11 protein-coding genes are annotated in these 12,245 nt (G+C 72.7%); 1 reads left to right on the top strand and 10 read right to left on the bottom strand.

Going from position 1 to position 12,245, the window contains the following annotated elements; translation table 11 throughout:
- Positions 1 to 2 precede the first annotated feature (2 nt).
- Positions 3 to 1,889 carry a phospho-sugar mutase gene (locus tag ACGIF2_RS08705; RefSeq protein ID WP_396045562.1) on the top strand — a complete coding sequence of 629 codons (1,887 nt, stop codon included), beginning with the start codon at positions 3 to 5 and terminating at the stop codon, positions 1,887 to 1,889.
- 105 nt (positions 1,890 to 1,994) lie between these two features.
- Here the strand turns inward: ACGIF2_RS08705 and deoC are convergent, their stop codons facing one another.
- The 10 genes from deoC to ACGIF2_RS08655 form a co-directional block, all read right to left on the bottom strand.
- Entirely contained in the window at positions 1,995 to 2,669 is a 675-nt protein-coding gene (gene deoC, locus ACGIF2_RS08700) for a deoxyribose-phosphate aldolase (protein ID WP_396045560.1), read from the bottom strand.
- A complete protein-coding gene (locus ACGIF2_RS08695; protein ID WP_396045558.1) occupies positions 2,666 to 3,772 on the bottom strand; it encodes an adenosine deaminase in 1,107 nt (368 codons plus the stop codon). Before ACGIF2_RS08695 ends, deoC begins: the two co-directional genes overlap by 4 nt.
- A gap of 35 nt (positions 3,773 to 3,807) precedes the next feature.
- Positions 3,808 to 4,116 (bottom strand): hypothetical protein, encoded by a 309-nt coding sequence (locus tag ACGIF2_RS08690; protein ID WP_396045556.1) that lies wholly within the window; start codon positions 4,114 to 4,116, stop codon positions 3,808 to 3,810.
- A gap of 114 nt (positions 4,117 to 4,230) precedes the next feature.
- Positions 4,231 to 5,136: a hypothetical protein gene (locus ACGIF2_RS08685; protein ID WP_396045554.1), complete on the bottom strand. Its 906-nt coding sequence runs from the start codon at positions 5,134 to 5,136 to the stop codon at positions 4,231 to 4,233.
- A 31-nt stretch (positions 5,137 to 5,167) separates the two neighbouring features.
- A complete protein-coding gene (locus ACGIF2_RS08680) occupies positions 5,168 to 6,460 on the bottom strand; it encodes a thymidine phosphorylase (protein WP_396045553.1) in 1,293 nt (430 codons plus the stop codon).
- Positions 6,457 to 6,873 carry a cytidine deaminase gene (locus ACGIF2_RS08675; RefSeq protein ID WP_396045551.1) on the bottom strand — a complete coding sequence of 139 codons (417 nt, stop codon included), beginning with the start codon at positions 6,871 to 6,873 and terminating at the stop codon, positions 6,457 to 6,459. The genes ACGIF2_RS08680 and ACGIF2_RS08675 overlap by 4 nt, the downstream gene beginning before the upstream one ends.
- Positions 6,874 to 6,878: 5 nt before the next feature.
- Positions 6,879 to 8,177 carry an ABC transporter permease gene (locus ACGIF2_RS08670; RefSeq protein ID WP_396045549.1) on the bottom strand — a complete coding sequence of 433 codons (1,299 nt, stop codon included), beginning with the start codon at positions 8,175 to 8,177 and terminating at the stop codon, positions 6,879 to 6,881.
- A complete protein-coding gene (locus ACGIF2_RS08665) occupies positions 8,174 to 9,436 on the bottom strand; it encodes an ABC transporter permease (protein ID WP_396045547.1) in 1,263 nt (420 codons plus the stop codon). Before ACGIF2_RS08665 ends, ACGIF2_RS08670 begins: the two co-directional genes overlap by 4 nt.
- Positions 9,433 to 11,025, bottom strand: a complete 1,593-nt coding sequence (locus ACGIF2_RS08660; protein ID WP_396045545.1) for an ABC transporter ATP-binding protein — start codon at positions 11,023 to 11,025, stop codon at positions 9,433 to 9,435. Before ACGIF2_RS08660 ends, ACGIF2_RS08665 begins: the two co-directional genes overlap by 4 nt.
- Positions 11,026 to 11,150: 125 nt before the next feature.
- Complete coding sequence (locus ACGIF2_RS08655; protein ID WP_396045543.1) at positions 11,151 to 12,242, bottom strand: BMP family protein; 1,092 nt, start codon at positions 12,240 to 12,242, stop codon at positions 11,151 to 11,153.
- Positions 12,243 to 12,245 lie beyond the last annotated feature (3 nt).

The following is a 12,245-nucleotide window of genomic DNA, read 5'->3' as shown; positions in this document are numbered from 1 at the left end:
ACATGGCTACCGCCGACGACGCATGGCCCGAGCTGCAGGAGCGGATCAAGACCTGGATCGCTGACGATCCTGACCCGACCACCGCAGCAGACCTCACCCGCCTCCTCGCCGAGGCGAGCACACCGCTCGACAGCGTCGATGCCGCGAGCGTGCCGGGCGGCGACCTGCCGCCCGCCCAGGAGCAGCTCCTCACGGGCGTGCGGGCTGCCCGCGCCGAGCTCGAGGACCGTTTCGCGGGCACGCTGCAGTTCGGCACCGCGGGTCTGCGCGGCGCGATCGCGGGCGGGCCGAACCGCATGAACCGTGCCGTGGTCATCAAGGCCGCGGCCGGCCTCGCGGCCTACCTGCTGGGCGAGCTCGAGGGCGTCAGCCCTGCCCCGCGCGTGGTCGTGGGCTACGACGCACGACACCGCTCGGCCGACTTCGCGCGGGACACAGCGGCGGTCATGACGGCCGTGGGCATCGAGGTGCTCGTGCTCCCGTCGCCGCTGCCCACCCCCGTGCTGGCCTTCGCGGTGCGGCACCTCGGCGCCGACGCGGGCGTCATGGTCACCGCGAGCCACAACCCGCCCCAGGACAACGGCTACAAGGTCTACCTCGGTGGCCGCGTGGTGACCGGCGGCGGCCAGGGCGCGCAGATCGTGCCGCCGTCCGACGCGATGATCGCCGCCGAGATCGCCCGCGTGCCGTCGGTCGCCTCGGTGCCCCGCGCGGACAGCGGCTGGACCGTGCTGGGTCCGGACGTGCTCGACGACTACGTCGCCGCGGTGCTCACGCTCGCCGACCCGAGCGAGCTGGCCCGCACGCGCGCGGGCCAGCTCCGGGTCGTCCTGACCCCGCTGCACGGCGTGGGCGGGGCCGTCGCGAAGCGCGTGCTCGAGGCCGCGGGCTTCCGCGACGTCAGGCTCGTGCCCGAGCAGGCCGAGCCGGACCCCGACTTCCCGACCGTCGCGTTCCCCAACCCCGAGGAGGCCGGCGCGATGGACTACGCGCTCGGCCTCGCGCTGGACGTGTCGGCCGACCTGGTCATCGCCCTGGACCCCGACGCGGACCGCTGCGCCGTGGCGGTCGACGACCCCGGCTCACGCACCTACCGGGGCCCGGAGACAGCGGGAGCGGACGGCTGGCGGATGCTGCGCGGCGACGAGACCGGTGCGCTGCTCGGTGTGCTCGCAGCGGGCAAGGTCGAGGGGGCCGGCACGTTCGTCGCGGGCTCTGCCGACGGCAGCGAGCTCGTGTTCGCGAACTCGATCGTGTCCTCGCGGCTCCTCTCCCGGATCGCCGAGTCGGCCGGTGCCCGCCACGAGGAGACGCTCACGGGCTTCAAGTGGATCGCCCGGGTCGACGGCCTGTCGTACGGCTACGAGGAGGCGCTCGGCTACTGCGTGAGCCCGGCGAACGTGCGCGACAAGGACGGCATCTCGGCCGCGCTCGTGATGGCGCAGCTCGCCGCGACGCTCAAGGCGCAGGGCCGCACCCTGCTCCGGGTGCTCGACGACCTGGCGCGCGACCACGGCCTGTACGTGACGGACCAGCTCTCGGTGCGGTTCACGGACCTCGCGCAGATCCCGGCCACGATGCGCCGGCTGCGGGAGAACCCACCCGCGACGCTCGGCGGCTCACCCGTGACCGAGGTCGTGGACCTCGAGGCGGGGACCGACGCCGAGCGCGGTGGTCTGCCCCCGACGGTCGGGCTGCGGCTGCTGGCCGAGGACGGCACACGCGTGATCGTGCGCCCGTCGGGCACCGAGCCCAAGGTGAAGTGCTACCTCGAGGTCGTCGCCCAGGTCGGCGAGCACGCGAGCGACGCCCAGATCATGGACGCCAAGCGGCACGCCCGCACCCACCTCGACGAGATCCGCCACTCCCTCCTCACCACCCTCACGTAGCCCCACTCCCCGATCGCAGAGAGAGAGCCTGCGGCGCGAGGGAGAGCCCTGCAGGGCTCTGCCTCGACGCGCAGGCTCTCTCTGCGGAAGTGCTGGGGGTGCGGGTCAGTAGGTGGAGTCGGCTTCCAGGCCGGCGAGGACCGCGGCGGTGCCGGAGAGGCCCAGACGGGTCGCACCCGCCTCGACGAGGGCCAGGGCGTCGGCGCTCGTGCGGATGCCGCCCGAGGCCTTGATGCCCAGCCGGCCGCCGACGGTCGCGGCCATGACCTCGATCGCGTGGACCGTCGCGCCGCCGGCCGGGTGGAAGCCCGTGGACGTCTTGACGAAGTCGGCACCGGCCGCCTCGGCCGCCCGGCAGACCGCGACGATCTCGTCGTCGGTCAGCGCGGCCGACTCGATGATGACCTTGAGCACCGTCGGCGCAGGTGCGGCGGCCCGTACGGCCGCGATGTCGGCCTGCACGGCCGCGAAGTCGCCGCTCTTGGCCGCACCCACGTCGATCACCATGTCGACCTCGTCCGCGCCGTCCGCGACGGCGCGTGCGGCCTCGGCGGCCTTGACGTCGCTGTGGTGCTTGCCCGAGGGGAACCCGCACACCGTGGCGACCTTGAGGTCACCCGCGTCGAGCGGGAGGAACGAGGGCGAGACGCACACGGAGTACACGCCGAGCCGCTGGCCCTCGGCGACGAGGGCTGCGACGTCCTCGGTCGTGGCCTCGGGCTTGAGGAGCGTGTGGTCGACGATCTGTGCCAACGTCGCCGGGTCGAAGTTCTGGGTCATGCGCGGTGCCTCCCGCTGCCGTCCTGCGAATACGCCGGGAGGATCACCCGGTCGATCATCTCGCGTCGTTGTGCGTACGCGAGAAAGCTGTGCTCGGCGGCGGTGACGGTCACGTCCCGCACGTCGTCGAGGGTCCACCCGGCCTGCTCGCCCAGCAGCGTGAGCTCGCGCGTGAGCGTCGTGCCCGACTGCAGGCGGTTGTCGGTGTTGACCGTCACCGCGAAGCCGAGCGACTTGAGCAGCGTGACCGGGTGCGTGGCGACCGACGTCGCCGCGGCCGTCTGGAGGTTCGAGGAGGGGCACATCTCGAGCGGCACCTGCCGGTCGAGCACCCACTGCGCGAGCCGGCCCAGGCGGACGACGGGGGTGCCGTCCGGCCCCGGCGTCACCTCGATGTCGTCCATGATCCGCACGCCGTGGCCGAGCCGCAGCGCACCGGCCACCTGCACGGCCTCGGCGATCGACTCGAGACCCGCGCCTTCGCCGGCGTGCACGGTCGCGGGGAAGCTCGCCGCCCGCAGGGTCGCGAAGGCCGAGGCGTGGCGCGAGGGCAGGAAGCCCTGCTCGGCACCCGCGATGTCGAAGCCGACGACGCCGGAGTCGCGGTTGGCGAGCGCGAGCGCCGCGACCTCGTCGCCGCGGTCGGCGTGCCGCATGGCCGTCAGGAGCGTCCCGATGCGGATCGAGCGGCCGTCCGCGGCGGCCTGAGCGACGCCCTCGTCGAAGCCGGCCTGCACCGCGTCCACGACCTGCTGCAGGCTGAGCCCGCGCTGCTGGTGCTGCTCGGGGGCGTACCGCTGCTCGGCGTAGACCACGCCGTCGGCCGCGAGGTCGAGCGCCGACTCACGGGCGACGCGGCGCAGCCCCTCCGGCGTCTGCATGACCGCCACGGTGTGGGAGAACGTCTCGAGGTAGCGCTCGAGCGAGCCCGAGTCGGCCGCCTCGACGAACCAGCGGCCCAGGGCCTCCGGGTCGGTGGTGGGGAGCTCGTGACCCACCTCGGCCGCGAGCTCGACGATCGTCGTGGGCCGGAGGCCGCCGTCCAGGTGGTCGTGCAGCAGCACCTTGGGCAGCGCGGCCACCTGCTGCGCGAGGAGGGTCATCCCCCCACCGTAGTGGGACGCCGAGGGTGCTCCGATCAGGGGTAGTCGTCGCGGTCGTCGACCGGCACCACCCGGGTCTGCTCGGTCACGTCACCCTCGTCGGCCTCTCCGCGCAGGTCGGGCCGCGGGTCCGCGGGCCGGTACTCCTCGACCACGCCGTGCCCCGTGTCGACGACGGCGACGTCCACGCCCGCCTCGTCCTCGGCATCCGGGCCGAGCTCGTCGGGGTCGGTCTCCTCAGCGTCGGGGTCGAACGGCGGCGGCTCGACCTCGACCGCGTCGGACAGCGACGGCTCCGTCAGACCCGCGTCGTGCCAGGAGCCCTTGCCGGGCACGGTGCTCATGGTTCCTCCCGGGGGTCGAGGACAGCTCGTGCCCTTCCATCGTGGACCGCGAGGTGGCCCGTTGCCAACGGTCGGGGGCCGCACGCCGGGGGCCGCTCACCGGGGGGTGGCTTCCTAGCGGGGCTCGGTGCCCGGACGGGGCAGCAGGACCGCTGTCACGTGCGACCAGTGGCCGTACGCCGCCCGCGGGACGCCAGGGTCCAGCAGGTCGGCGTCCGGAAGCACGTGCAGGCGCGCACCCGAGGGCTCGTACACGTGCAGCCCTCGCTCGTCGGCCGCGGTGAGCAGCACGACGTGGCGCGGGAGCGCGGCGGCCAGGCCCCGCGAGGTGTCGCCGCCGGTGTACACCGGCACGGGCAGCCCGTGACCGAGGGCCTGCCGGGCCAGGGCCAGCACTGCCCCGAGCTCGTCAGGGCGGGTGTCGTCGACCCAGAACGCGCGGTAGCGGACCCCGGGGAAGCACGCTGTGCGTGCGGCCCCCCAGGGCGGCGTGCCGAGCGCGGTGGGCCACGGCGCGACACCCAGCACGGCCCGCCGCGTCGAGCGGACGTGGAGCGCGAGCTGCAGGGCTGTGAGCCGCCCCGCGACCCCCGGGGCGTCGGCGACGTCGCGCAGCAGGGGCGACCGGTAGCCGTCCAGGTCCCGGCCGGTGACGAGCCAGTGCGCGACCGTCGGGTCGCCCTCGGCCGCGAGCAGGGTGAGCACCGCGGCGCCGCACGCCGTCTCGTCGACCTGGCGTGCGGCGGCCGTGCCGAACCGCAGCACGTCGGTGCCCGGTGCGGGGCGCAGCGGCTCCACGACCTGCCCGCGTTCGCGCTCGTCGAGGTCGGCGACAGCCTCCGCGAGGTGGGCGGCGACCGCCGCGGGCGCACCGGCCGCGACGGCCCGCTCGACGAGCGTCCCGACGTCGCGCGGCCCGGAGCTCGCGGACTGCGGTGCCGGGACCACCGGCTGCGGCGGTCCCGGCACCGTACGACCCTGCACGGCACGCAGCAGCGACGTCAGCTGCACGCCGCTCACCGGGCCGGGCACCCGTGCGGGTGCCCCGTGGTCACGCGTCGATCCGGTCCAGCACGAGCGGGCGAGGCGTGACGGCAGCGCCCTCGCCCTCGATCCGCACCGCGCCGTCGAGCGCCTCGCGGGCCCGGGCGAAGCGCTCGGGGGTGTCGGTGTGCAGCGTGAGCAGCGGCTCGCCCGCACGCACCCGGTCACCCGGCTTGGCGTGCATCTCGACCCCCGCGGCGGCCTGCACCGGGTCCTCCTTGCGGGCGCGGCCCGCACCGAGGCGCCACGCGCACACACCCACGGCGTACGCGTCGAGCTCGGTCAGCACGCCGTCCGAGGTCGCGAGGACCTGCTCGGTCTCGCGGGCCACGGGCAGCGGCGCGTCCACGTCGCCGCCCTGCGCCGCGATCATCCGGCGCCAGACGTCCATCGCGCGACCGTCGGCCAGCGCGGCCTCGGGGTCGGCGTCCGGACGGCCCGCCGCGGTGAGCATCTCGCGGGCCAGGGCCACGGTGAGCTCGACGACGTCCGCCGGGCCACCGCCCGCGAGCACCTCGAGCGACTCGCGGATCTCGAGACCGTTGCCGGCGGTCAGGCCGAGCGGCGTCTGCATGTCCGTCAGCAGCGCGACGGTGCGCACCCCGGCGTCGGTGCCGAGCTCGACCATCGTGCGGGCCAGCTCGCGCGCCCGGTCGAGGTCCTTCATGAACGCGCCCGACCCGACCTTGACGTCGAGCACGAGCGAACCGGTGCCCTCGGCGATCTTCTTGCTCATGATCGAGCTCGCGATGAGCGGGATGGCCTCGACCGTCGAGGTCACGTCGCGCAGCGCGTAGAGCTTGCGGTCGGCCGGGGCCAGGCCCGAACCGGCCTGGCAGATGACGGCGCCCACGTCCTCGAGCTGGGTCATCATCTCGGCGTTCGTGAGCTCGGCGCGCCACCCGGGGATGGCCTCGAGCTTGTCGAGCGTGCCGCCCGTGTGGCCGAGCCCGCGGCCCGAGAGCTGCGGCACCGCGACGCCGAACACGGCGACGAGCGGGGCCAGCGGCAGCGTGATCTTGTCGCCCACGCCGCCCGTCGAGTGCTTGTCCGCGGTCGGGCGCGACAGGGACGAGAAGTCCATGCGCTCGCCGCTCGCGATCATCGCCGCGGTCCAGCGGGCGATCTCGGCACGGTCCATGCCGTTGAGCAGGATCGCCATCGCGAGCGCGGCCATCTGCTCCTCGGCCACGACCCCGCGCGTGTACGCGTCGACGACCCAGTCGATCTGGCCCTCGCTCAGCCGCCCGTGGTCGCGCTTGGTCCGGATGACGTCGACGGCGTCGAACAGCTCGCTCACTTCGTCCCCCGCTCCACCAGGTCGTCCGGCCCGAACGCGTCAGGCAGGACCTCGGTCATCGGCTTGATGCCGCTCACGGTGTCGACCAGCAGCGCGGCGCCGCCGTGCTCCCACAAGAGCTGACGGCACCGGCCGCACGGCATGAGCGCGTTGCCGTGCGCGTCGACGCACGCGAACGCCACGAGCCGTCCGCCGCCGCTCACGTGCAGCCCCGACACGAGGGCGCACTCGGCGCACAGCGTCAGGCCGTACGACGCGTTCTCGACGTTGCAGCCGACCACGATGCGGCCGTCGTCGACCAGGGCCGCGACCCCGACCGGGAACTTCGAGTAGGGCACGTAGGCCCGGGTCATGACGTCCCGCGCGGCCGCCCGCAGGGCGTCCCAGTCGATCTCGATGGTCTCGTTGCTCATGGTGCTCACTTCACGTAGGGGATGCCCTCGGCGGCGGGGGCGCGGACGCGTCCCACGAGACCGGCGACGGCGAAGATGGTCACGACGTACGGCGTCATCAGCATGATCTGGCTCGGGATCGGGGTACCGACGATGCCGAGCACGACCTGCAGGTTGTCGGCGAAGCCGAAGAGCAGCGCGGCGGCCAGGGCCCCCATCGGGCTCCAGCGACCGAGGATCATCGCGGCGAGGGCGATGAAGCCCTTCCCGCCGGTCATCTCCTTGCCGAACGCCAGGCCGGCGGCGACGGTGAAGAACGCCCCACCGAGCCCCGCGACGGCGCCGCCCAGCGCGGTCGCCCGCACCCGGGTGCGGTTGACCTTGATGCCCACGGTGTCCGCGGCCTTGGGGTGCTCGCCGACGGCCCGCAGGCGCAGGCCCCACCGGCTGCGGAAGACCATGACCTGCAGGAGCGCGACGACGACGTACATGATGTAGACGAGGGCGGTCTGACGGAACAGCACCGGCCCGATCACGGGGATCTGCGACAGCAGCGGGATGTCGATCGACGGCAGCTTGGGCGGCGAGTTCCACGTGGCGGAGTTGACCTTGAGCACCGTCGAGAACAGGTAGCTCGTGACGCCCACGACGAGCACGTTGAGCACCACGCCGACGATGATCTGGTTGACCAGGTACTTGATCGCGAAGAACACGAGCACCAGCCCGACGAGCGCACCCGCGACGGGGGCCGCGACGAGACCCGCGTAGGCGCTGTGCGTGAGCGAGGCGACGACCGCCGCGGCGAACGCGCCCGCGAGCAGCTGACCCTCGATCGCGACGTTGATGATGCCCGACCGCTCGCACAGGACACCCGCGAGCGAGCCGAAGACGAGCGGGATCGCCAGGAACAGCGAGCCCTGCAGCAGGCCGGTCACCGGGAGCGGCTGGTCCTTGCCCGCGACGGCCCAGGTGAGGAACGCGAGGACGACGGCGACGCCGAACAGCGCCGGGAGCCACACCCCCGCCTTGCGCCGCTCACGGGTGAACCAGAACGAGACGCCGGCGAGCACGAGGGCGACGAGCGAGAGCACGATCGCCCCCGACTTCGACGGGATCGTCACCAGGTCGATCTGGAAGAAGTCCTTCGAGGTCGCGAACTTGAAGGACGTGGTGCGTCCCCCGGCCGGCAGCAGCCCGAAGAGGATCAGCGACGCGAGCGCGGTCACGGCGTAGCCGATGGGCGCCTTCCAGCTGATCGGGGCGAGTGGCTTGCCCGGGGCGGGCGCGAGGTCCGCAGGGGGGAGCGAGGCGGTCACGGCGCTCACGCGGAGGCCTCCTTGACGGCGAGGGTGCCGGGCTGGACGAGCCCCGGTGCGGGTAGCCGGAACACGGCTCGGACGAGCGGCGGTGCCGCGATGAACAGCACGATGAGCGACTGGACCACGAGCACGATGTCGATGGGAGTGCCCGTGCGGGCCTGCATCGAGTACCCGCCGGCGCGCAGCGCGCCGAACAGCAGCCCCGCGAAGAACGTGCCGAGCGGCTTGGACCGGCCCAGCAGCGCGACGGTGATCGCGTCGAAGCCGAAGCTCGCGGCGATGCCCGCGGTCAGCTGCCTCTCGGTGCCGAGCACCTGGGCCGATCCGGCGAGCCCGGCCAGGGCGCCCGCGATGACCATGACCCACACGTAGCTCGCGTTGACCGAGATGCCGGCCGTGCGTGCGGCGTGCGGGTTGGAGCCCACCGCCCGGAACTGGAACCCGATGGTCGAACGGTTCATGAGCCACCACACGAACACGGCGGCGAGGATCGCCACGATGAAGCCCGCGTGCAGCCGGAAGTCCTCACCGAGCAGCAGCGGGTACTGGGCGCTGGACGCGACGGGCGGTGAGACGGGGTTGTTGCTGCTCCCCCGCTGGAACGGCGACGTGGTGAGCAGGTAGCCCACCAGGTAGATCGCGACGTTGTTGAGCATGATCGTGACGATGACCTCGTTGGCGCCGGTCCGGGCCTTGAGCACACCCGCGATCCCGGCCCAGATCCCGCCGCCGATGGCGGAGCCGAGCACCGCGAGCAGCAGGTGCAGGCCCACGGGCAGGTCGAACGCGAATCCGATGTACCCGCCGAAGATCGCACCGAGGATGATCTGGCCCTGCGCGCCGATGTTGAACAGGCCCGCGCGGAAGCCGACGCCGAGCCCGAGCCCGGCGAGGATGAGGGGCACGGAGACGGTCATGGTCTCGGTCAGGGGGCGGATCGCCTTGGCGAAGGTCGAGGCGCCGGGGTCGATGATCGCACCCCGGAACAGCGCGGAGTAGGCCTGCGCCACGGCGTCCCATGCCGACCCGAGCAGGTCGAGCGGCCGCGCGAAGAAGTACCCCGCGGCGGCCTGGACGTCCGGGTCGGCAGCAGCGATGAGCACCCCGCTGATGACGAGGGCGAGCACGAGCGCGAGCGTCGTGACGAGCCAGCTGCTCTCGAGCATCTCGCGCAGCGCGGTCTGGCCGCGCGAGGGGGGTCGTTCGACCCCGGTGTCGCCGGGGACCGGCACGCCGGCGCCCCGGAGCGGTGCGGGCTCGCTCACTTGCTGTCCTCCTCGGAGGAGTCGGTGTCGGTACGGGCGTCGGCCTGGCCGAGCGTCGTGTGGTGGGCCGCGGCGTGGGCCTGGGCCTCGTCGAGCGGGACGCCGGCCATCATGAGGCCGAGCACGTCACGGTCGGTGCCGGCGGGCACGATGCCGATGGTGCGTCCGCGGTACATCACGAGGATGCGGTCCGCGAGGGCCAGGACCTCGTCGAGCTCGGTCGAGACGATGATCACGGGGGTGCCGAGGTCGCGCTCGGCGACGATCCGCGAGTGGACGAACTCGATCGACCCGACGTCCAGGCCGCGTGTGGGCTGCGACGCGATGAGCAGCCGCAACGCACGGGACATCTCGCGGGCGAGGACGACCTTCTGCTGGTTGCCGCCCGAGAGCGTGCCTGCCAGAGCATCGACCGACGGCGTGCGCACGTCGAACTCGACGACACGCTCGCGTGCGCTCGCCGTGACAGCGGTCGGGTCGAACGCGATGCCCCGCGCGTACGGCGCCTGGTCGTACAGGTCGAGGACGAGGTTCTCGGCGACCGAGAAGTCGGCGATGACCCCGTCGGTCGTGCGGTCCTCGGGCACGTAGCCGACCCCGGCGCGCAGCACCTCGCGCACCGAGCGGCCCACGAGCTCGTTGCCGTCGAGCACGACCGAGCCGGCCACCGGGCCGAGCAGGCCCATGAGCACCTCGGTGAGCTCGGTCTGGCCGTTGCCCTGGACCCCGGCCACCGCGAGGATCTCCCCGCGCTGCACCTCGAAGGACACGTCGTCGACCTGGCGCACGCCGGCGGCGTCGATCACCGTGACGTCCTGGACGCGCAGCGCGACGTCACCCGGCACGGCGGGGGTCTTCTCGACCCCCAGCTCGACCGAGCGGCCGACCATGAGCGAGGCGAGCTCGGTCTCGGGGGCCGTGGGGTCGGCGCTGCCGACGACCTTGCCGCGCCGGATCACGGTGATGCGGTCGGAGACGGCCCGCACCTCGCGCAGCTTGTGGGTGATGAACACGATCGAGGTGCCCGCGTCGCGGAGCTGGCGCATGATCTCGATGAGCTCGTCGGTCTCCTGCGGCGTGAGCACGGCGGTGGGCTCGTCGAGGATGAGGACGCGGGCGTCGCGCGAGAGCGCCTTGATGATCTCGACCCGCTGCTGGGCGCCGACGGGCAGGTCCTCGACGAGCGCGTCGGGGTCGAGGTCGAAGCCGAACCGGTCCGAGATCTCACGCACGCGGCGACGTGCCTCGGCCAGGTCGATCAGGCGTCCGCCGGTGACCGGCTCCTGGCCCAGGACGACGTTCTCCGCGACGGTGAAGACGGGGACCAGCATGAAGTGCTGGTGCACCATGCCGATGCCCGCGGCCATCGCGTCGCCGGGGCCCGCGAAGGTCACCGGCTGGTCGTCGACGACGATGTCGCCCTCGTCCGGGTCGTAGAACCCGTACAGGACGTTCATGAGCGTGCTCTTGCCCGCCCCGTTCTCCCCGAGCAGGGCGTGGATCTCGCCCGGCTCGACGACCAGGTCGATGTGGTCGTTGGCCACCAGGCTCCCGAAGCGCTTGGTGATCCCTCGCAGTTCCAGCTTCACGTGCCCCGGCTCCTTTGCGTGGTCGTGGTTGATGCACCCTAACCACCGGTGCGGACGGGGGCCGGGACTTCAGACCGATGGCCCGGGCAGGGATGCCCGGGCCATCGGTGGGGGTTCGTGCAGGGTCAGCTGTTGGCCGAGACGGACTCGATCTTCAGGTCACCCGAGATGATCGACGCCTTGAGCTCCTCGACCTTGGCCTTGAGCTCGGCCGGGACGGCCGAGTCGAAGTCGTGGAACGGCGCGATGTCGACGCCGCCGTTGGCCAGCGTGCCGACGTACGGCTCGGACGAGAACTTGCCGGTCGACGCCTGGTCGACGGTGTCGAAGACCGACTGGCCGATCTCCTTCAGGACGGAGGTCAGCACGATCGAGCTGTAGTCGGGGGCCGTCTCGAACCAGTCGGCGTCGACGCCGATGATCATGACGTCACCGGCCTCCTTGGCGGCCGCGGCTGCACCCAGACCGACCGGGCCGGCGACGGGCATGATGATGTCCGCACCCTGGTCGATGAAGCCCTTGGCGAGGTTCTGGCCGTTGGCCTGGTTGTCGAAGTCACCCGTGAACGAGCCGGTCTGCGACGCCTTGTCCCAGCCGAGGACCTTGACGGACGCGCCGTTGTCCTCGTTGTACTTGGCGACGCCGTCGGCGAAGCCGTCCATGAAGATCGAGACCGACGGCAGCTGGATGCCACCGAACGTCGCGACCGTCCCGGTCTTCGACACGCCCGCGGCGACGTAGCCCGCGAGGAAGGCAGCCTCCTGGGTGTCGAAGAGCAGCGGCTTGGCGTTCTCGTACGTCATCGGGTTGAAGTCGGCGTCGCTGAAGCTCGAGTCGACCAGGGCGAAGTCGGTGTCGGGGTTCGCGACCGCCGCCTCCTCGATCGGGTCCTCGAGCAGGAAGCCGACGCCGATGATGAGGTTGCAGTCCTGCGCGACCAGGTTGGTCACGTTGGGCCCGAAGTCCGTCTCGGCCTGCGACTCGACCTTGGACTCGGTGATGCCGAGGTCGGACGCGGCGCGGTCGAGGCCCTCGGCGCCGGACTGGTTGAACGACTTGTCGTCGAACCCACCGGCGTCCGACACCATGCACGCCTTGTAGGCGTCCTCGCCGGCGCCGGCGCTCGCCGTGGCGTCGTCCTCCGGCGCGCTCCCACATGCAGCGAGCGCGAGGGCGACCGCCCCGCCGAGGGCGGCCACACGGATGATCTTCTTCACGCG

Source organism: Cellulomonas sp. P22 (assembly GCF_044392165.1).
This window is presented reverse-complemented; position numbering and strand designations above follow the sequence as displayed.

Coding starts and splice junctions, on each gene's coding strand:
- deoC (WP_396045560.1), bottom strand. CDS start 2,669: ATGACCCAGAACTTCGACCCGGCGACGTTGGCACAGATCGTCGACCAC.
- ACGIF2_RS08690 (WP_396045556.1), bottom strand. CDS start 4,116: ATGAGCACCGTGCCCGGCAAGGGCTCCTGGCACGACGCGGGTCTGACG.
- ACGIF2_RS08705 (WP_396045562.1), top strand. CDS start 3: ATGGCTACCGCCGACGACGCATGGCCCGAGCTGCAGGAGCGGATCAAG.
- ACGIF2_RS08695 (WP_396045558.1), bottom strand. CDS start 3,772: ATGACCCTCCTCGCGCAGCAGGTGGCCGCGCTGCCCAAGGTGCTGCTG.
- ACGIF2_RS08675 (WP_396045551.1), bottom strand. CDS start 6,873: ATGAGCAACGAGACCATCGAGATCGACTGGGACGCCCTGCGGGCGGCC.